General features: G+C 72.6%; 19 protein-coding genes and 1 pseudogene. 15 read left to right on the forward strand and 5 right to left on the reverse strand.

Translation table 11 applies throughout. The annotated features are described in order from the left end of the window. From K6U06_RS06830 to K6U06_RS06840, 3 genes are read right to left on the reverse strand one after another with little or no spacing between them, the layout of a single operon-like run. Positions 1–1,440 (reverse strand): FGGY family carbohydrate kinase, encoded by a 1,440-nt coding sequence (locus K6U06_RS06830; RefSeq protein ID WP_316044696.1) that lies wholly within the window; start codon positions 1,438–1,440, stop codon positions 1–3. Positions 1,441–1,491: 51 nt separating this feature from the next. Further along, positions 1,492–3,006, reverse strand: a complete 1,515-nt coding sequence (locus K6U06_RS06835) for an FAD-binding oxidoreductase (protein WP_262321160.1) — start codon at positions 3,004–3,006, stop codon at positions 1,492–1,494. A 34-nt stretch (positions 3,007–3,040) separates the two neighbouring features. Next, on the reverse strand, positions 3,041–4,741 hold the full coding sequence (locus K6U06_RS06840) for a glycerol-3-phosphate dehydrogenase/oxidase (protein ID WP_262321161.1): 1,701 nt from the start codon (positions 4,739–4,741) through the stop codon (positions 3,041–3,043). A gap of 95 nt (positions 4,742–4,836) precedes the next feature. On the opposite strand from K6U06_RS06840, the gene K6U06_RS06845 reads away from it, so the two are divergent. The 6 genes from K6U06_RS06845 (at position 4,837) to trpD (ending at position 9,407) form a co-directional block, all read left to right on the forward strand. Beyond that, positions 4,837–5,268 (forward strand): Fur family transcriptional regulator, encoded by a 432-nt coding sequence (locus tag K6U06_RS06845; RefSeq protein ID WP_262321162.1) that lies wholly within the window; start codon positions 4,837–4,839, stop codon positions 5,266–5,268. A 46-nt stretch (positions 5,269–5,314) separates the two neighbouring features. Next, the gene (locus K6U06_RS06850; protein ID WP_262321163.1) at positions 5,315–5,734 is read left to right on the forward strand and encodes a rubrerythrin family protein; all 420 of its coding nucleotides are present in this window, start codon (positions 5,315–5,317) and stop codon (positions 5,732–5,734) included. A gap of 128 nt (positions 5,735–5,862) precedes the next feature. Continuing rightward, entirely contained in the window at positions 5,863–7,215 is a 1,353-nt protein-coding gene (locus K6U06_RS06855; protein ID WP_262321164.1) for a heterodisulfide reductase-related iron-sulfur binding cluster, read from the forward strand. 19 nt (positions 7,216–7,234) lie between these two features. Then, positions 7,235–7,843, forward strand: a complete 609-nt coding sequence (locus K6U06_RS06860; RefSeq protein WP_262321165.1) for a DUF3501 family protein — start codon at positions 7,235–7,237, stop codon at positions 7,841–7,843. A gap of 158 nt (positions 7,844–8,001) precedes the next feature. Beyond that, the gene (locus tag K6U06_RS06865; protein ID WP_262321166.1) at positions 8,002–8,244 is read left to right on the forward strand and encodes a WhiB family transcriptional regulator; all 243 of its coding nucleotides are present in this window, start codon (positions 8,002–8,004) and stop codon (positions 8,242–8,244) included. Positions 8,245–8,315: 71 nt separating this feature from the next. Beyond that, positions 8,316–9,407, forward strand: a complete 1,092-nt coding sequence (trpD, locus tag K6U06_RS06870) for an anthranilate phosphoribosyltransferase (RefSeq protein WP_262321167.1) — start codon at positions 8,316–8,318, stop codon at positions 9,405–9,407. 34 nt (positions 9,408–9,441) lie between these two features. Here trpD and K6U06_RS06875 read toward each other — a convergent pair whose 3' ends face one another. Beyond that, the gene (locus tag K6U06_RS06875; protein WP_262321168.1) at positions 9,442–9,720 is read right to left on the reverse strand and encodes an Lrp/AsnC family transcriptional regulator; all 279 of its coding nucleotides are present in this window, start codon (positions 9,718–9,720) and stop codon (positions 9,442–9,444) included. Positions 9,721–9,830: 110 nt separating this feature from the next. Here K6U06_RS06875 and K6U06_RS06880 point away from each other — a divergent pair, with 110 nt between their 5' ends. From K6U06_RS06880 to sepH, 3 genes are all read left to right on the forward strand, one after another. Next, positions 9,831–11,354: an NYN domain-containing protein gene (locus K6U06_RS06880; RefSeq protein ID WP_262321169.1), complete on the forward strand. Its 1,524-nt coding sequence runs from the start codon at positions 9,831–9,833 to the stop codon at positions 11,352–11,354. 183 nt (positions 11,355–11,537) lie between these two features. Beyond that, positions 11,538–11,741 carry a hypothetical protein gene (locus K6U06_RS06885; RefSeq protein WP_262321170.1) on the forward strand — a complete coding sequence of 68 codons (204 nt, stop codon included), beginning with the start codon at positions 11,538–11,540 and terminating at the stop codon, positions 11,739–11,741. Positions 11,742–11,857: 116 nt separating this feature from the next. Then, the gene (gene sepH, locus K6U06_RS06890) at positions 11,858–14,317 is read left to right on the forward strand and encodes a septation protein SepH (RefSeq protein WP_262321171.1); all 2,460 of its coding nucleotides are present in this window, start codon (positions 11,858–11,860) and stop codon (positions 14,315–14,317) included. Positions 14,318–14,404: 87 nt separating this feature from the next. Here the strand turns inward: sepH and K6U06_RS06895 are convergent, their stop codons facing one another. Then, positions 14,405–14,584, reverse strand: coding sequence for a hypothetical protein (locus tag K6U06_RS06895; RefSeq protein ID WP_262321172.1), 180 nt, complete (start codon positions 14,582–14,584; stop codon positions 14,405–14,407). Positions 14,585–14,995: 411 nt separating this feature from the next. Here K6U06_RS06895 and K6U06_RS24655 point away from each other — a divergent pair. The 6 genes and pseudogenes from K6U06_RS24655 to K6U06_RS06920 all read left to right on the forward strand — a co-directional run. Further along, a pseudogene (locus K6U06_RS24655) lies at positions 14,996–15,385 on the forward strand (epoxyqueuosine reductase); the annotation flags it as partial. 508 nt (positions 15,386–15,893) lie between these two features. After that, positions 15,894–17,033 carry a glycosyltransferase family 4 protein gene (locus K6U06_RS06900; protein WP_262321173.1) on the forward strand — a complete coding sequence of 380 codons (1,140 nt, stop codon included), beginning with the start codon at positions 15,894–15,896 and terminating at the stop codon, positions 17,031–17,033. A gap of 162 nt (positions 17,034–17,195) precedes the next feature. Beyond that, a complete protein-coding gene (locus K6U06_RS06905) occupies positions 17,196–17,657 on the forward strand; it encodes an SRPBCC family protein (RefSeq protein ID WP_262321174.1) in 462 nt (153 codons plus the stop codon). An 18-nt stretch (positions 17,658–17,675) separates the two neighbouring features. Further along, positions 17,676–18,161 (forward strand): glutathione peroxidase, encoded by a 486-nt coding sequence (locus K6U06_RS06910; RefSeq protein ID WP_262321175.1) that lies wholly within the window; start codon positions 17,676–17,678, stop codon positions 18,159–18,161. Between the two features lie 24 nt (positions 18,162–18,185). Further along, positions 18,186–19,004 (forward strand): TrmH family RNA methyltransferase, encoded by an 819-nt coding sequence (locus K6U06_RS06915; protein WP_262321176.1) that lies wholly within the window; start codon positions 18,186–18,188, stop codon positions 19,002–19,004. Between the two features lie 10 nt (positions 19,005–19,014). Beyond that, on the forward strand, positions 19,015–19,794 hold the full coding sequence (locus K6U06_RS06920; RefSeq protein ID WP_262321177.1) for an SDR family oxidoreductase: 780 nt from the start codon (positions 19,015–19,017) through the stop codon (positions 19,792–19,794). Positions 19,795–19,797 lie beyond the last annotated feature (3 nt).

Below are 19,797 nucleotides of genomic sequence, written 5' to 3' on the forward strand. Positions count from 1 at the left end.
TCAGAACTGCAGCGCGGTGAGCTCCGGGTACCACTCCCGGGCTCGCTCCACCGCGGCGCGCCACCGGTCACGATCCGCGCCGTTCGCCGGCTCGACGGTGTGCTTGGGCGCCCACGCCTCGGCGATGTCCTCCTCACCGCGCCAGGTGCCCACGGCCAGCCCGGCTAGGTAGCCGGCGCCGAGGGTGGTGGCCTCCACCTCGCGGGACACCTCGACGGGTCGTTGGCACGCGTCGGCCAGGGCCTGCACGAACACCGCGTTGGCGCTCATCCCGCCGTCCACCCGCAGCGCTGCGATGGTCGTGCCGGCGTCGGCCTCGGCGGCTTCGACCAGGTCGGCGCCGGAGTGGGCCACGCCTTCGAGGACGGCGCGGGTCAGCTCCGCCCGCCCGCTGCCGCGGGTGAGGCCCAGCACTGCGCCCCGGGCGCCGAAGTCCCACTGCGGGGTTCCCATCCCGGACAGGGCGGGGACCACCACCACCCCGCCGCTGTCGGCGCAGCTGGCGGCCACCGTCTCGGACTCCGCGGCCGACGACAGCACACCGAGGTCCTCGACCAGCCAGTCGACTGCGCTTCCGGCGGCCAGCATGATCCCCTCGACACCCCAGGTGAGCCGCCCGTCGCGCCGCCAGGCGATGATCGGGAACGTACCGGCCGCCCCCCGATGCTCGAACGCGGGCCGGTCCCCGACGCACATGTCGAGCATCCCGCCGGTGCCGAACGTGGCCTTGGCCATGCCCGGCCGGGTGCAGCCCTGGCCGATGAGCGACGCCTGCTGGTCTCCGGCGATGCCGCACACGGGCGGGCTGCCGGCGAGCGCCGAGGCCTGCGCCAGGTGTCCGGAGGAGTCGACCAGCGCCGGCAGGGCGCTGCTCGGGATGCGGAGCCGTTCGAGGAGGTCGTCGCGCCAGCCCCGCCCCTCGTCGGCGATGAGCCCGGTGACCCCGGCGTTGGACAGGTCGGTGATGTGGGCTTCACCGCCCGAGAGCGTCCACACCAGCCAGCTGTCAACGGTGCCGATCCGGGTGGTGGGCGAGCGGTCAGGGTCGTAGGTGTCGAGCAGCCACGCCGCCTTGGTGGCTGTCTCGTTGGGGGACAGGCGCAGGCCGTCGGCCTGCAGCTCGAGGCAGGTGCCGGCGGTGCGCAGGTCCTGCCAGCCGAGGCCGGGGCCGAGAGGGACCCCGGTGCGGGCGTCCCAAGCGACGGTGGACGCCCGCTGCGCGGTGACCCCCACCGCGTCGACTGGACCACCGGAGGCGAGGGCCTCGGCGGCGACTTCGAGCGCGGCGGCGGCCATGGCCGCAGCGTCGAACTCGAGCAGCCCGGGCATCGGCACGATCGGGGGCAGGGGCCGGCGGACCACGTGGGTGACTGTGCTGTCGGGGCGGACAATGGCCGCTCTCACGCTGCTGGTGCCGACGTCGACGACGAGGATGCTGATGGGAACCCCTCCCCTGGGTGAGCGCGGACGGGCAGGGACTCTATCGGCGGGTCACCACGGCGGCGGACCCCACGGCGACCCCAGACCGAGCTTGCCCGGGTTGAGGATGCCCCGTGGGTCGAGGGCCGTCTTGAGCGCGGTCAGCACTTGCAGGCCCCCGTCGAGCGCTGCCGCCATGTGCCGGCCCCGGTTGATCCCGATCCCGTGGTGGTGAGACAGGCCGCCGCCGCGTTCCAACGTGGCGCCGACCACCGCGTCCCAGGCCGCCCGGTAGTAAGCCTCGGCCCCTTCGGGGTCGGGCCGCCCGGCAAAAGTGAAGTACAAGCAGGCGCCGTCGCGGTACGCGTGTGACTGGTGGGCGCTCACCGCCAGCGTGGCGGGCAGGTCCTGCACGGCCCGCAGCGCGGCGTGGTAGATCGCCGTCAACCCCGACCAGCTGGCGGCGACCTCGATGGTGTCGGCGACGATGCCGGCCGCGGCCAGCTGCCCAAGGTCGGCTACCTGGTTGCGGTGGGCCAGCCACCGCTCGACCAGGCCCTCGCCGAGCGGCTCGGCGCGGCGGCACTCGTCGTCGACGACCAGCCACCCGCCGTCGATCTCGGCGGGGTCGCCCTCGTCGAGCGCGATCAACACGCAGTGGTCGGGACGCTCGAAGTTGCGGCCCGACTCCACGCGGTCGTAGAGCCGCAGCACCGCCGGCGTCGCGCCCCGGCGGAGGATCCGGCGGCAGGCGTCGAGGCCGTCGTCGACGGTGGCGAAGCCCCACGCGGCGCGCCGCTCGGCGTCAGGCAACGGGCGGACCTTCAGCCTGGCAGAGGTGATCACGCCGAGAGTCCCCTCGCTGCCCACGAACAGCTGGGTCAGGTCCGGGCCCGTCGCGGCCCGCGGCGCCCGCCCGCCGGTGCGGATCACCGTGCCGTCGGCCATGGCCACCTGCAGGCCGGCGACCATGTCCTCGATCTTCCCGTAGCGGGTGGAGTACTGGCCGGCGGACCGGCAAGCCAGCCAGCCGCCGACCGTCGACAGCGCCATCGACTGCGGCCAGTGGCCGCTGGTCGCGCCGTGGTCGTCGCGCAGCGCTGCCTCGAAGCGGTCTCCGAAGGTCCCCGGCGAGACGTCGACGAGGAGGCTGATGTCGTCGTAGGCCTCGATTCCCGACAGCCCGGTGAGGTCCAGGACCACCCCGCCGAACACCGGCACGCTCGCCCCGCACACCCCGCTCCGGCCGGCGGCCACGGTTACGGGGACCTGGGCGTCGTTGCACACCGCGAGCACCGCGGCGACCTCACCGGCGCTCCCCGGTCGGGCCACCGCGCCGGCCCGAGCCGGGGCGGTGCCGGCCTTGGCCCAGACCACCGACAGCGGCCACCAGTCCCGGGCCGATTCTGTGCAGGTCTCGCCGTCGGTGGTCACCGTGGCGCACACCTCCTCCAGCCGGCGGGCCACGCCCGCTGGGAGCGGTCCGCCGGCGAAGCGGGTCGCCAGGCCGGCCGGGTCGCCCTCGAAGGCGACCGCCGGTGTCGGGACGCCGGGACCGAGGGGTGGGGGCGACGTGGGCGTGGTCATCGAAAGGGATGATGCCCGCTGCCGGACCGTGCTGTCAGGGCCGGCCCGCTCCACCGGCGGTCGGGAGTACTCCCGCGGCCATCGACGCCCGCTCCGCCTCGGCACCGGCCACCACCGCGGCGACCTCCGAGGCCTGGCGGGAGCTGTCCCAGCCCAACTCGGCGCCGATCAGCTCCGCCACCGCAGGCGCCGCGGCGACGGTGGCGTCGCGGTCGAGGATCCCGGCGCGGGTCCGCCGGTAGAGGACGTCGGCGAGGGAGTGGACCATCTCGTAGCGGGCCGCGAACAGCGCCTCGGCCCTCAGATAGGGCAGGCCGGGGACCAGCGCCTGGCCGAGATCGGGGTCGGCGGCGATCATCGCGACGAGCGCCCGGGCCTCGCCGCCGTAGCGGCCGGCCAGGTGGCGGAGCAGCACCGGGCTGGCGCCGAGGCGTTCAGCGGCGCCGGGCTCGGCCAGCTCCGCGCTGCCTTCGGACCCCCAGATCGCCAGGCGTCGGGTGGGGCAGTAGGTGAGGCGGCGCCCCAGCAGATGGTGCACCGCATCGACGGCGTCCGCGGCCATCAGCCGGTAGGTGGTGAGCTTGCCGCCGGTGACGGTGATCAGCCCCTGCGGCGAGGTGTCGATCCGGTGCCGGCGGGACAGGTCGGCGGTGGCCTCGTCCCCGGACCCGGGCTGGCCGCCGGCGACTAGAGGGCGCAGACCGGCCCAGGAGCCGGTGACGTCGGCGGCGCTGAGCCCGGCGGTGGTCCAGGCGTTCACCGCGTCGAGGAGGTACCCGACATCGGCGGGAGTGACTTGCGGGTCGTCGAGGGGGCCGTCGTAGTCGGTGTCGGTCGTGCCGATGTAGGTGAAGCGCCCGGGACCGTCCGGACCCGACGCGCTCGCTGCGTCCCACGGCACGACGAACACCGACCTGCGGTCGCCGGGCACCGACAGGACCGTGGCGTAGTCACAGGGGAGCCGGTGCGCGGGCACCGCCAGGTGGACGCCTTTGGCCGGGCGGAGGCGCAGGTGCCCAGACGGGGAAGGCGACAGCTCGGCCACCTGCTCGCTCCACACGCCGCCCGCGTTGACCACCGCCGCGGCGCGGACCTCGGTGCCATCCGCCAGGCGAGCGCCGCACACCCGCCCGTCGGCCTCGAGCAGTGCCGCCACCGGCGCGTAGGTGGCCACCGCGGCACCGTGGTCGGCGGCGCTGCGGGCCAGGGCCAGGGTGAGGCGGGCGTCGTCGGCCTGCGCGTCCCAGTACAAGAAGGCGTCCACCAGCCGATCGGAGCGCAGCAGCGGCAGGTGGGCCCGGGCGCTGCCGGCGCTGACCCGGCGGTGGCGCTTGCCGATCCGCAGGCCGCCGGCCAGGTCGTAGAGCCACAACGCGCTGGAGTACGCCTTGGCCAGGCCCTTGACCTTCGCCCGGGACGATCCGCCGGCGCCGGGCGCCACCGGGTCGCGGCTGAACAGCGGGATCAAAAACGGCAGCGGCTTGACCAGGTGGGGGGCGTTGGTCAGCAGGCGCTGGCGTTCTGTCAGCCCCTCGGCCACCAACCGGTACTCGCCCTGCGAGAGGTAGCGCAGCCCGCCGTGGACCATCTTCGACGACTTCGACGACGTCCCGCCGCCGAGGTCCCCAGAGTCGACCAGCGCGGTACGCAAACCCCGCGCCGCCGCGTCGAGCGCCACACCGCACCCGGTCACGCCTGCTCCGATCACCAGCAGATCGAAGCGATCCGACCTCATTCTGGACAGCGCCGCACCACGGTCGAAGCCACGCACGTCCCCACCGTAGCCAACCGCCCTACCGACAATGATTGTTAGGTGCTAATATGTGTCGCATGAAGTCCCCGGCCGAGCTCGCCGACGCCTTCCGGGCGCGAGGCCTCAAGGTCACCCCCCAGCGGGAATGCATCTTCGGGGTACTCCACGGGTCGGCGGTGCACCCCACGGCCGAGGCGGTCTACGCGGTGGCCAGGGAGCGGATGCCCACCATGTCGTTGAAGACCGTGTACCAGACCCTGAACGACCTGGCCGAGATGGGCGAAATCCAGCAGCTAGACGTCGGGACCGGCGCCAGCCGCTTCGATCCGAACGTCGACCCTCACCACCACCTGGTGTGCCGCGTGTGCGGCAAGATCCGGGACCTCCACGTGGAGTACCCCGGCCTCGACGTGCCGGCCAACCAGCAGCAGGGGTTTGCCGTCGAGGACGCCGAGGTGGTCTTCCGGGGTGTGTGCGCCCAGTGCGCCGCAGCCCCGCAGGTTGTATGACAGCAACCGCACAACCAGAAATCCCCAACAACCAGGAGCGACCGACATGCCCGAACTGAAGGAATCCAAGACCCACGAGAACCTGAAGGAGGCGTTCGCCGGCGAGAGCCAGGCCAACCGCCGCTACCTGTACTTCGCCCAGAAGGCCGACGTCGAGGGCTACCCCGATGTCGCCGCGTTGTTCCGCAGCGTCGCTGAGGGTGAGACGGGCCACGCGTTCGGCCACTTCGACTTCCTCGCCGAGGTCGGCGACCCGGTGACCGGCGTCGCGGTGGGCGACACCGAGGACAACCTCAAGTCGGCGATCGAGGGCGAGACCTACGAGTACACCGAGATGTACCCGGGTTTCGCCAAGACCGCCCGCGAGGAGGGTTTCGACTCCATCGCCGAGTGGTTCGAAACGCTGGCCAAGGCCGAGAAGAGCCACGCCGGCCGCTTCACCTCCGGCCTCCAGAGCGTCAGCTGATACTCGGTCCGCTTCGTTCGGACCCCTGAGCAGGCCGCCGGCCCGTCCCGATACCGGGGCGGGCCGGTCCTGTCACTGCCCGCCGCCGGGCACCCGTCTCCTTTCCCCGAACCCTTGCCAGGAGCACCGTGACTGTCACCTACGACCCGAACGACCCCGCCTACTACGACGAAACCGATCTCCGCACGGAGCTGACCCGGGTCTACGACCTCTGCCACGGCTGCCGGTTGTGCCTGTCGCTTTGCCCGTCGTTCCCGACCATGTTCGACGCCATCGACGCCCGCGACGGAGCCGTCGAGGAGCTCACGGCGGCGGAGCAGGACAAGGTCGTCGACGAGTGCTACCAGTGCAAGTTGTGCTACGTGAAGTGCCCCTACATCCCGCCGCACGAGTGGCAGCTGGACTTCCCGAAGCTGATGCAGCGCGCCGAGGCGGTACAAAACCGCCACCACGGCGACTTGAAGGGAAAGATCACCACGCAGGTGCTCGGCCACACCGACTTGATCGGGACCCTGTCGAGCGCGGCCGCGCCCATCGCCAACCGGGCCATCGCCACGCCGGGCTCCGCCATCCGCAAGCTCATGGACAAGACCGTCGGCGTTGCCGCGGAACGGGTACTGCCGCCCTACGCCCGCACCAGGTTCTCGACCTGGTTCAAGAAGCGGCGCCGGCGGGGCGAGTCCCGCCTCGGGCGGCCCGAGCAGGCCCGCGCTGCGATCTTCTCCACCTGCCTCGTCGAGTACCAGAACCCGGCCATCGGCAAGGATCTGGTCAAGGTCTACGAGCGCAACGGCGTCACCTGCGACATGCCCGACGGCGCCGGCTGCTGCGGCGCGCCGTGGCTGCACAGCGGGGAGTTCGGGCAGTTCACCAAGCAGGCCGCGGCCAACGTGGAGAAGCTCGCTGCCTCGGTGCGGGCCGGCAATGACATCGTCGTCCCCCAACCGACGTGCGGCTACGTCCTCAAGCGGGACTACCCCGAGTACCTGAAGACCGAGGACGCCCGGCTGGTCGCGGCGCACACCTACGACGCCGCGGAATACCTCTGGAAGCTGCACAAGAACCAGCTGAAGCCCGAGTCGTCGAGCGTCAGCGGCGACACCAGCATCGACACCGAGTTCGCCGGTGACGTGCCCGAGACGACCGCGTACCACGTCCCCTGCCACCTGCAGGCCCAGAACATTGGCCTGCGGAGCCGGGACCTCATCAAGCTGACCGGTTCCAAGGTGACTGCCATCAACAAGTGCTCAGGCATCGACGGCATGTGGGGCATGCGCTCGGAGAACTACGACCTGGCCCGCAAGGTCGCCCAGCCCCTGGCCCAGGCCATCGACAAGGCCGATGCGGAGGTAGTGGCCGGCGACTGCCACCTGGCCAACGGCGCCATCGACCAGGAGACCGGCCGGCGTCCCCTCCATCCCCTGCAGTTGCTGGCTCGGGCCTACGGGATCCCCGAAGAGCTCGACGACCCGCGACGCTGATGCCCTCTAGGAGGCAACCATGCCCGCCAACACCAAACTGACCCTCGACGACATCTCCGACCTGCGAGCGTACGAACGAAGCCGGGACCAGTTCCGGGACCGGATCATCGCCCTCAAACGACGCCGCCGGGTTTCGGTCGGCCCGGTGGTGACCCTCGTGTTCGAGAACCACGACACCATCCTCTTCCAGGTCCAGGAGATGGCCCGAGCCGAGCGGATGCTCTCCGACGAGGCCATCCAGACCGAGCTCGACACCTACAACCCGCTCATCCCCGAGCCGGGGAGCCTCTCCGCGACGTTGTTCGTCGAGCTGACGACCAGAGCCGAGATGGAGGAGTGGCTACCGAAGCTCGTCGGGGTGGAGCGCTCCGTCGAGCTGCTGATCGGGGAGGGTCCGACTGCGTCGGTCGTGCGCTGCGCCGTCGACGAGGGCCACGCCATGCAGTTGACCCGCGAGGAGATCACCGCGTCGGTCCACTACGTGCGGTTCTCCCTCTCGCCGCAGGAGATCTCCCGTTTCGCGTCGGAGCCGGTGGTCCTCGCCATCAATCATCCCGCCTACACCGAGGGCGTGCGCCTCTCCGACGACACCAAGGAGACCCTCCTCGAGGATCTGCGAGGCGCTTGAGGCCCGAACCGGAGGCGACGCGGTGTCACCGCAGTTCACCAGAATCCTTGGTGCGGAACTCCTAGACACCCCCCGCCATGCCGCGACACAATGGGGGTCTCCCGGCGGCACCTGCGTGCGGATGGCGCCGGGAGATGCCCCCGAGTTGGAGAACCCCGATGGAACCGACAAAAGCCCTGGTATGGCGGCAGCGCGCCGCCTGTCGCGGTGTCGAACCCGAAGTCTTCTATCCCATCACCGATGAGGAAGCGGAGGACGCCAAGGCCATCTGCTTCTCCTGCTCGGTGCGCGAGCGGTGTCTGGAGTGGGCGCTGACCAACAGGGAGCGAGACGGCGTGTGGGGCGGTGCGACCGAGCGCGAGCGGCGGCGGATCATCCGCCAGCGGCGGCGCTCCGCGTAACCTCCCGACCCCGTACGTCGGTGATGGCGATTTAGAGCCCGACGCCGGTCTGCCGGTAGCGTCTCGACCCTGTGGAACCGTCGAGGCAGTCCGGCACGCCGACCATCGACAGCCTCGGCGGGTGGCCGGGGATCCTGTCGCGGTTGTCCTCCGGCCACGACCTGAGCAGAGCGGAGTCGGCCTGCGCCCTCGGCGAGGTGCTGGAAGGCAACGCCACGCCGGCGCAGATCGCCGCGTTGATGTTCGGCTTGCGGTGCAAAGGTGAGACCGTCGAAGAAATGAGCGGGATGGTGGGGGCCCTCCTGGCCGCGGCCACCCGGGTGCGAGTCGGCCCCGAGCTGGCCGATCGCTTGATCGACACCTGCGGTACGGGCGGTGATCGCAGCGGGACGATCAACGTCTCGACCATCGCCGCGCTGGTGGTCGCCGGCGCCGGCGTGCCGGTATGCAAACACGGTGGCCGGGCCGCCTCCTCCAAGGCCGGCTCCGCCGACTTGCTCGAGGCCCTGGGCGTCGCCATAGAGCTGGCGCCGGAGGGGGTGGCACGCTGCATCGAGACCGCCGGCATCGGCTTTTGCTTTGCCCCTCGCTACCACTCGGCGCTGCGTCACGCCACGCCGGTGCGCCGGGAATTGGGCGTGCCGACCGCGTTCAACTTCCTCGGGCCGCTGGCCAACCCGGCCCGCGTCCGCCGACAGGTGGTAGGCGTCGGGGACCAGACGATGGCCGCCAAGATGTGCGGGGTCCTGGCCGCCAACGGCGCCACCCACGTGCTGGTCGTCCACGGCTCCGACGGGCTCGACGAGCTCACCGTCACCGGCCCGTCGACGGTCCTGGAATGGAAGGTGGAGGACCCCGAAGTCCGCAGCTGGGTCATCGACCCGCTCGACCTTGGGATCACCCCGTGTCACCCCGACGAGCTGAAAGGCGGCGACGCGGTGACCAACGCCGGGTTGGCCCGAGCGGTGTTGGCGGGGGAGCGCGGCCCCCACCGAGACATCGTGGTGCTCAACGCGGCCGCCGGGCTGGTGGTTGCCGGCCGCGCCGCGCAACTGGCCGAAGGGCTGATCATGGCCGCGGCCGCCATCGATGACGGCCGAGCGGCCCAGGCGCTGGCGACGCTGGTCGCCACCTCGCAGGATGCCGCCGGCGAGCCGTCTTGACCGCGGGCGTCCCGGCTCTGGTCGGGCGGTGGTTCTACTCGGCGCCCAGGTCCCACATCGCTTCCAGGTCGTGGCGGCTGAACGACTGGAAGGCGATGAGGGTACGGGTGTTGGTGATGCCATCGAGGGAGTGGATGCGCCGGGTCACCACGTCGGCCAGCTCGTCGTGGCGCCGAACCCGGACCACCGCGACGATGTCCGCGTGGCCGGCCACGGAGTACACCTCGGCGACCCCCTCGACGTCGGCCAGCTCCGCGGCCAGGGGGGCGACCCGGGCGGGCACGGCGTCGATCAGCACGAAGGCATGGACCATGCCCGGAGGCTATCTGTCGCGCCGGGCGCCACGGACGTGGACGGCGGAGCCCGGTACGGTCGGAGCATGAGGACGGCGCGCACGCCAGCTGTTGTCACGCGCCCGGCGAGTTGAGCGACGACGGGTCCGATCTAGACGGCGGGCCGGAGGCGACGTCCGATCCGGTCGCCGGGGCGGGCGCTGCGCCCGAGGCCGTCCCGGTCTCGCTCATCCGCCAAGGCCTCGAGGCGGCCTGGTCGGTGGGCCGGGCAGGGCTGGCGGCCACACCGCCAGTGGAACCTCCAAGAAGGCTGCGGCCGCTCCTGCGCTTCGCCAAGCTCCCGGCCAAGAGCCTGGCCGCGGTCCGCGACGTCGTCGACAGCGACGACGGGTTCCGGGCGACGGTGGCAGCATCGGTGGATCCCGGCCTGATCGAGCAGGCGTCGTGGTTGTGGCTAACCAGACCCGACGGGTGGGCTCGGGAGTTGTCCGCCCTGGGCGAGCGAGCCGACGCCGTCGCCCACCAAGCGCATGAGGGCCGCGCCGAGCGCCAAGCCCGCCGCCGGCTCGAGGCGGTGGAGGCCGCCCGAGCCCGCAGCGACGAGGCGGCGGAAGCAGCCCGCCAGCTGGCCGGCGAACGGCTCGACGAGCTCACCAGGGAACGCCAGGCTCGCAGGCTGGCGGAGGAGGAGGCGGCGAAGCTGAGAGCCGAGATCGACGGCGCCCGCCTGGCCGCGTTCGACAGCGCCAGGGAGGCCGCCGAGGCCCGTCACCGCGCCGAGGTCGCCGAGGCAGCCGCCGACGAGCTGCGCGTCCGGCTTGACGCGACCAGCGCGGAGCGGGACCGGATGGCGGGCGACCTACGCCGCTTGACGGCCGCCCTGGCTGACGCCGAGGACGCCGCAGGTGCGGCCCGCGCCGAGGTCGAGGATCGCCGCGGGCGCGTCGCCCACGCAGTGATGGACGCAGCCGCGGCGGCGCAGGCTCTCGGGGCTGCACTGGCGCGGGCAGGAGCCGAGATGGGCGACGATGGCTCGAGCGCCACGGCCCCTGCCGGAGGCCCGCCGGGGTCGGGGTCGGGGGCCGCCTGGGGCGGGGCTGCTCCTCCCGGTTCCCCTGGGGCGGCGGTGACCGCCGCCCGCCGCCCCGGCTCGCCCGCAGGTCGACGGGGAAGCGCAGGCCGGCGGCGCCCGGTTCCGGTCCCCCGAGGCCTGTTCGGTGACTCCCTCGAGGTGGCTGCCCACCTGGTCCGCCGCCCCAACGTGGTGATCCTGGTCGACGGCTACAACGTCTCCCTCAACACCTGGCCCGGTGTCGGTCTGGCCGACCAGCGCCAACGGTTGACCGCTGCGCTCGGAGAGCTGGCTGCCCGCACCGGCGCCGCGCTCCACGTCGTGTTCGACGCCAGTGCGGAGGAGCAGCTGCCGCCCCCGGCCGGTCGGTTGAGGAGCCCAGTGCGGGTCAGCTTCTCTGAGTCGGGAGAGGACGCCGACGAGGTCCTGATCGACCTGGTCGATCGATGCGACCCAGGCCGTCCCGTGGTCGTGGCCACCGACGACCGGCGGGTGCGCAGCGAGGTCGAACGGCGGGGAGGCAACACCATCTCGGTGGCCCAGCTGCTCGGGGTGATCGGCCGCCGCCCGCAGGACCGCTGAGCGCCCTACCGGGTCTGTCGGGCCGGGCGGCGGGGGCGCGGGATGACTGACCGGCGGCGGGGTGGCTGACGGGCGGCCCGATGCCTGGCGGCCGGTGAGGGTGCTTGGCGGCCGGTGAGGGTGCCTGGCGGCCGGCCGGGGTGCCTGGCGGGAAATGTCACACCCCTGATGGATGATGCGGGTATGACGACGTTGACCATTGATTGCGACGACTGCGTGATGCAGCGGACGGCGGCTTGCGACGACTGCGTGGTGACTGCGATCTGTGGCCGCCAAGCGAGTGACGCGGTGGTGATCGACGCCGCGGAGGCGCGTGCGGTGCGGTTGTTGAGCCGCGGCGGCCTCGTGCCCCGGCTGCGTCACCAGGCGCGCGGCGCCTGCGCGTGACGCCTCGCCGCCCGCTTCGGTGGCGTTCCGACCGCCGGCATCCGCGGGAGGCAAGTAGTCCAACTGCTACTTTCGCAGATCGACTCGGAAGTCGGGTCCGTTAGCCGGGGGAGCCTGTGCAGTCGCTCCATCTCGTCGGTCCCACCAAAGACCGTAAGGGGCTTATCTTTGCCACAGAAGCGGGTGGTCGCGGGCAGTTCGTCGTCCCTGTCGACGACGCGCTTCTCGAACACTTGGCGGCCGGCTTGGCGCTGACCGCCGGAGCCGAGGACGCGCCGCGGGCTCTGGCTACGCCGCCGCCCAAGTCTGACAGTGCCCTCACCCCGCGCGAGGTGCAGGCCCGCCTGCGGGCCGGGGCCAGCATCGCTGAGGTCGCCGCCGCCGCTGGCGTGGACGTCGCTTGGGTCGAGCGTTTCGCTGCCCCGGTGTTCGCCGAGCAGGCAGCGGCGGTGGCCCGCGCGACCGTCCTGGCCATGTCCACCCCGAGGCGGGGCCCCTCACACCGGCCGCTCGGCGAGGCGGTCCCCCGGGCGCTGGCCGACAAGGGTGTGCGTCTCACCCCGGAGCAGTTCGCGGACGGCTGGTCGGCCTACCAGCTTCACGGCGCCGAATGGGTGGTGGCGTTCTCCTACCGCTGGCGGGGGAGGCAGCAGCGCGCGGAATGGATCGTCGACCTAGCGGCTCGGACGTTGCAGGCCCGGACCCGCAGCGCCACTGTGCTGGGATGGGTTCCGGCCCCCGAACCTGACGCAGCCGAAGAGGCCCCTGGTGGCGCCAGCCGGGTGGGGCGGGTGCCCGGAGTTCCAGCCTCGCTGCCGGTGCGGGACGAGCGGTCGCTGAGCGCGCGGGACCGGCCGCGCCGCGCCGCCGGGGCGCCTGCGAAGGCGCGACGAGCAGCGGGCGGGCAAGCTGCTGTGGGGTCGGGCTCTTCGCCGGCGCCCCCGTCTTCATCGTCATCGTCGGCTACTGCCTCGCCGACGCCTGGGGTGTCGTCGTCTGGGGTGCCGACGCCTGGGGTGCCGTCGCCTGGGTCGTCGTCTGGGCAGAGCGTGAAGGCCGCTCGAGCGTCGGCCGGAAACAAGAGGCTGGCCGGGTCGCCGCCTGCGGGCAAAGGCGCCGGGACTACGGCGGCGGCGAAGGTTGGGAGAGCACCCAAACCGGATGCCGCCGGCAACGCCGCCACCGAGGCCGGGGCAGGGGAGAAGGCCTCCGCCGCGAAGGACGCCGCTGCGAAGGCGGCCGCTGAGAGGGTTTCTGCGGAGAAGGCGGCCGCCGCCGAGGAGGCCGCGGCCGCCCGGAAGGCACTCGCGGCGAAGAAGGCGGCTGCCGCGGCCGCCCGGAAGGCACTCGCTGCTGAGAAGGCTGCCGCTCGGAGAGCTCTAGCTGCCGAGAAGGCTGCCGCCAAGCAGATCGCGGCCGCCGAACGCAGCGCCGCCAGAGAGGCGGCCGCGGCTAAGAAGGCGAGCGACCGGCAAGCGGCGGCCGCCAAGAGAGCAGCGGACCGGGCGCGAGCAGAGGTCGAGCGGTCCGTGGCCCGCAAGGCCGCTGTTGCGGAGAAGGCCGTCGCCAAGCAGGTCGCCGCCGCCGAACGGGCGGTGGCGGACAAGTTGGCCGCCGCGGAGGGACTCGCCGTGAGCGATCCAGTGGACGCGCCCGGTGAGTCTGGGGCTTCTTCTGGGAGTCGCCGACGGGGGTCGTCGTCTCCGACCGACGGGGAGGAGATGCGGCTTCCGGTCGCTCCAGAGACCCCCGAAGGCCCGCCGGCTCGGCCAGTCCTGGCCTTCGATGCGGGCGCACCGCATCCTGGCGCCGCCGGTCCTGATCCGGCCGCCGGTCCTGATCCGGCCGCCGGTCCTGATCCGGCCGCCGGCGCTGCTCTATTGGATCCAGCAGTTGGCACCGAAGCCGTTGCCACCGAAGCCGTTGGCACCGAAGCGCCCGCCGGCGTAGAGCCCGCCACCGGTTTCGAGCCCTCCAGTTTCGAGCCCTGCAGCGTCGAGCCTGGGCCCAGTGTCGAGCCCCACCCAGGCGTCGAGCCTGGGCCCGGTGTCGAGCTGGGGGATGGCGGTATCTCCTCTGCTGACGTGACCGCGGCAGAGGGTGAGACCTTGGCAGGGTCGGTGCCATCGCCGGGCGACCCGGAGGTCATCTCGCCGCCGACGGATGCCCTGTCAACCCCGCCGCTAGCAGAGCCGCTGTCGTCGGTGTGGGCTCACGAGCCGTCTGCTTCCACTGGGACCCCGCTCGTCTCGCCCGACCAGTCAGCGCCCGAAGGATCGGATCCCAGCTCAGGGACGTTCGGCGACGACTCAGAACTTCAGCTTCAACCTCAACCTCAGGTTTCGACTCAGCCGCAGGTTCCGGCGATTCGTGCCGCGCTCGCCGGGGACGCCGCGGAGGTGCCGGTCCTGACCTTCCCGCCGCCCCAGGTCGGCCGTCCGACGCCGGGCGCTCCGGAGGCACCAGGCTCGCCGGAGGCTGCCGATGGGCCGGGCGAAGCGTTAGCGGTTCCCGATCCCGCTCCAGGCCGCGGCCGCTTCCGGGCGTGGCGCGAGCGTCGCAAAGCTCGTCGATAATCACCGGACCCGCCGCTGTCGGCGCACGACCCAGCGTTGGTCGGGCCACCCCCGGCGACGCCGTTCCCTTGGCGCGCCCGGCGCCATCTAGACCGCCTGGCTCGTAGCCTGACCGCCATGGGCCACCACCGCGACCCGGGCCGGCTCGCGGAGGACCTGCGGGCGCTCGGCCTTGCGGCTGGCCTGGACGCGGTCGGCTTCGCCGGCGCGGGATCCTTCGACGACGCTCGCGAGGTGCTCGAGGAGCGGAAAGCCGAAGGCCTGCACGGTGGGATGCAGTTCACCTACCGCAACCCGGCCCGTTCGACCGATCCGTCACGGATCTTGGCCGGTGCTCGGTCGTTGATCGTCGGTGCCCGGAGCTACCTGCGGGAGCCGACGGAGGCGTCTCCGGCGCGGGCCGGCTCGCCGGCGCCCGCCCACCGTCCAGGCACGCTTTCCTCCGACATCCAGTTGTCCACCCCCCCAGGTGGACAACTGGATGTCGAATCCAGGGCCGCCCCGGAGACGCCCGCCCCGGAGACGCCCGCCCCGGACAGGCCCGCTCCGGAGACGCCCGTCCCTGGCGCGTCCGCCGGCGGCGCCGGCGGCGCCGGCCGCGGGGCGGGCCCCCCGGCCCGGATCGCCCGGTACTCCTGGGTCGATCACTACGCACCGCTCCGGGTCGCCCTCGAGGCGATGGCCCGCCGGCTTCGCGACGACGGGTGGAGGGCGGTGGTGGTCGCCGACGACAACGCGCTGGTGGACCGGGCCGCGGCTTACCGGGCCGGCCTGGGATGGTACGGCCGCAACACCACGATCCTGCTGCCCGGCGCCGGCTCCTGGTTCGTCCTCGGGTCGGTGGTCACCGACGCCCCGCTGCCGCCGGCCCCCGAGCCGGTACCGGACGGATGCGGCACCTGCCGCCGCTGCGCCACGGCCTGCCCGACCGGCGCCCTCGACCAGCCAGGGGTGCTCGACGCACGGCGCTGCCTGGCGTGGTTGGTCCAGGCGCCGGGGGTCTTCCCCGCGGAGCATCGGGTCGCCCTGGGGGACCGGTTCTACGGTTGCGACGACTGCCAGGAGGTGTGCCCGGTCAACCGCCTCGGCGCCCGGCGCCGGCCGCCGCCGGCGGCCGAGCCCGGCGCCCAGCCGAGCGCCGATGCCCTCGCGGTGCTGGCGTCGAGCGACGAGGCGCTGCTCGCGGATTGGGGGCGGTGGTACATCCCCGAACGCAACCCGGTGTACCTGCGGCGCAACGCGCTGCTGGTGCTGGCCAACGCCGGCGACCCCGGGTCGCCGGCGGTGCAGGCCGCGGTGGCGGACGGGCTGCGCCACCCGCATCCGATCGTCCGGGCGCATGCGGCGTGGGCCGCCCGGCGGCTCGGCGCCTCCCACCTCCTGGACCTCGTGGCCGACGACGTCGAGGCGATGGTGCGGGCCGAGGCCGACCCGCACCATCCGGTCCCGCTGAGAGCCAGAGCGGCCAGAACCTCGGTCGATGGGGAGCAGCCCCCCCGCTACCAGGGTGCTGGGCGAAGCGCCCTCTTCCGTGCCAGGCTGACCCTCTGCCTCCCGATACCGGACGAAGCCTCTGATGCGCCACCTTCTCGTCACCAACGACTTCCCGCCGAAGATCGGGGGTATCCAGTCGTACTTGTGGGAGCTGTGGCGGCGGCTGCCGGCGGAGGAGGTCACGGTCCTGACCACGCCGTACCGCGACGCCGACGTGTTCGACCGCCAGCAGGGTTTCCGCGTCGAGCGGACCCGGGAGCCGGTCCTGCTTCCCAACCCGGTGTTGCGCCGCCACATCCGGCGGCTGGCCGCCGAGGTCGGAGCGGAGGTCGTCGTGCTCGATCCCGGCCTTCCCCTGGGGGCGATCGGGCCGGGGCTCGGCCTGCCTTACGCGGTGGTCCTGCACGGGGCGGAGGTGACCGTACCCGGGCGGCTGCCGGCCAGCCGCCAGCTGCTGCGCCGGGTGGTGCAGGGCGCTTCGCTGCTGATCGCGGCCGGCGGCTACCCGGAGGCCGAGGCTCGCCACGTCGCGGGTGGCAGCCTGCCTCCTGTGGTCCAGGTGCCGCCTGGGGTGGACACCGAGCGATTCGTGCCCCTCGCGGCGATCGACCGGGTAGCGGCCCGCACCCGCCTGGGCCTGCCCGCCGGTGGTCCGCTGGTGGTCAGCGTCAGCCGCCTGGTGCCCCGCAAAGGGGTGGACACCCTGATCGAGGCCGCGGCTCGCCTGGCGCCCGAGCACCCGGGGTTGGTCGTGGCCGTCGCCGGTTCGGGGCGCGACCACGGCCGGCTCGAGCAGCTGGTCAAGAAGACCGGCGCGCCGGTGCGGCTCCTAGGCCGGGTGCCCGACGTGGAGTTGCCGGGGCTGTATGCCTGCGCAGACGTGTTCGCCCTCTTGTGCCGCTCCCGGTGGAAGGGTCTCGAACAGGAAGGGTTCGGCATCGTCTTCCTAGAAGCGGCGGCCGCCGGCGTGCCTTCGATTGCGGGACGAAGCGGCGGGGCCGCGGAGGCGGTGGCCGACGGCGAGACTGGCATCGTCGTCGAGCACCCCGAGGACGTGGGCGCGGTAGCGACAGCCATCGGCCGCATGATCTCAGACGGCAGCCTCGCCAGCCGCTGGGGGCAGGCCGCCCGGCAACGCGCCGAGCAGGACTTCGACTACGACATGCTGGCGGCCCGGCTGGGAGCCGCCATCGACGAGATGGGCACCCGGGTCGGCCGCTGAGCGGCCGCGGCGCGCTCCAGGCTCCGCCGTCCGTAGGGTGGCGGCTGCAGGTGTGATGCACCGGGGCCGGCCGGGTCCTTTGTCGCAAGAAGGTCGAAGGACTACCGTCGGTCGGCGGCTCGCACGAGCGGCGCCGGGCGCCGTCGAGAGGAGACGAACAACGTGGAAGAGCAGGTCACCGAACGAATGACCATCGGGGGCACGCCCGACCACTGCTTCGAGGTGCTGATCGGCTTCGAGCACTACCCGGACTGGGCCGCCGACATCAAGGCCGTCACCATCGACGAGCGCGACGAGGAGGGCCGGCCGGTCCGGGTCACCTTCCGGGCGGCCGCGTTCGGGCGGAGCACGTCCTACACGTTGCTCTACGACTACTCGGAGGCTCCCTCCGAGCTGTCGTGGGTCCAGGTCGCCGGCGACATCACCCGCCGTCTCGACGGGGCCTACGAGCTGCGTCCCGCCGGTGACGGATCGACGGAGATCACCTACCACCTGACCGTCGACTTGGTGGTGCCGCTGCCCGGCTTCGTGAAGCGGCGGGCGGAGGGGCGGATCATGGGCACCGCGTTGAGGGAACTGAAGGCCCGGGTCGAGAGCAGCGGAGCCGACGCAACCGCGTCCTAGACCCGTAGATTTCGGGACATGGCCCTTCCCGATGTGACAATCGCCGCTCTCGACGGCTCCCCGTTTGACACCGCGTCCCTCGCCGGCGAGGCCGTGCTGGTCGTCAACGTGGCGTCCAAGTGCGGGCTGACGCCGCAGTACAGCGGGCTCGAGGCGCTGCAGGAGCGCTACCGCGACCGGGGTTTCACGGTGCTTGGCGTGCCCTGCAACCAGTTCGCCGGGCAGGAGCCGGGGACCGCCGAGGAGATCGAGACCTTCTGCTCGACGACCTACGGCGTGACGTTCCCGATGACCGAGAAGGTCGACGTGAACGGCCCGGGACGCCATCCGCTCTACTCCTGGCTGACCGCCACTGAGGATGAAAAAGGCGAGGCCGGGGACGTGGCGTGGAACTTCGAGAAGTTCCTCGTCGCCCCCGACGGCGCGGTCGTCGCCCGTTTCCGGCCGCAGACCGAGCCGGAGTCCGAAGAGGTCACCTCGGCCATCGAGGCGCTGCTCAAGTAGCAGGTTCGGGGAAAAAGGGCGGGGATGGGCCTCCACCCCGTCCAGGTCACCGATCCCTCCGACGTCCGCCTCGCCGCCTATCGCCAGCTCAACAACCCAACCCGGCGGGATCGGGTGGAGGCGGGGGAGGGGATCTTCGTGGTCGAGGGCCACCTGGCTCTCGAGCAGATGGTCGCATCGGCGTACCCGCTCGAGTCGGTGCTGGTCACGCCGAACCGTCTGCAGCCTCTGGCGGACCTGCTGGCCGCCGCCGGGGAGTCGGCACCGGTGTATGTCGCTGACAGAGACGTGGTTGCGGCGACGGTCGGTTTCGACCTGCATCGGGGCGTCGTCGCGGTGGGTCGCCGTCTGGCGCCGGCCGATCCGATGGCCGCGGTCGCCTCGGCCCGGGTGGTGATGGTCCTCGAAGGCGTCAACGACCACGAGAACCTGGGCGCGCTGTTCCGCAACGCCCGAGCCCTCGGGGCGGAAGCGGTGCTGCTCGACCCGACCTGCGCCGACCCCCTGTACCGCCGCAGCGTCCGGGTGTCGCTCGGCCACGTGCTGCGGGTCCCTTTCGCCCGTCTGCAGCCGTGGACGCAGGGGCTGGCCTCGCTGCGTCGCGCCGGGTTCACGGTCGTAGCTTTGACCCCCGATCCGACGGCGGCGCCGATCGGCTCCTTGGAGCCACCACGGCGCGTCGCGTTGGTGGTGGGCGCCGAGGGCCCCGGGCTGAGCGCGGCGGCTCGGGCCGCTGCCGACGTCGAGGCTCGCATCCCGATGGTGCGCGGCGTCGACTCGCTCAACGTCGCGACCGCGGCGGCGATCGCCCTGCACCGCTTGGCCGGGGCGACGCCGGCCTAGGGTGAGCCCGATGAGCGTCGAGTTGGCAGGCAACGTTGCGGTGGTGACAGGCGGGGGCAGCGGGATCGGAGCCGCCCTGGCCGCCAGGCTGGCCGCCGCGGGGGCAGCGGTGGCGGTGGTCGACCTCGACGCCGGTAAGGCCGAGGCGGTGGCCGCCACCTTGCCCGGCGGCGCCGGCTTCGGCGTCGACGTCACAGACCCCGTGGCGGTCACCGCCCTCGTCGAGCGGGTGTCCCAGGAGATGGGGCCGATCGGCGTCTACTGTTCCAACGCCGGTATCGGCGCCGGCCAGGGCCTCGGCGAGGACGAGGACTGGGAGCGCAGCTGGGCGGTGCACGGGATGGCCCACATCCACGCGGCGCGAGCGGTGCTGCCCGGGATGGCCGAGCGGGGATCGGGAGCGTTCGTGGTCACCGCCTCCGCGGCCGGGCTGCTGGCCATGATGCAGTCGGCTCCCTACACCGTCACCAAGCACGCGTCGGTCGCCATCGCCGAGTGGTTGAGCATCACCTACGGCGGGGACGGGGTCAACGTGCTCTGCCTCTGCCCGCAGGGGGTCCGCACCCCGATGGTCAGTGCCAGCGTCCTCGGCGAGACCGAGGTGGCTGCCAGCGGCGAGATCATCGAGCCGGCCAAGGTCGCCGACGACGTGGTGGCCGCGATCGTATCGGGGACTTTCCTGATCCTGCCCCACCCCGAGGTCCACGAGTACGAAAAGGGCAAGGTGGCCGACCGGGACCGCTGGCTGGCGGTGATGCGCAAGCTGCGGGCCCGCATCGCGGCGTCCTGAGCC

It is taken from the genome of Acidiferrimicrobium sp. IK (assembly GCF_025499425.1).
In the GTDB taxonomy this organism is placed as follows: Bacteria; Actinomycetota; Acidimicrobiia; order Acidimicrobiales; family Palsa-688; genus Acidiferrimicrobium.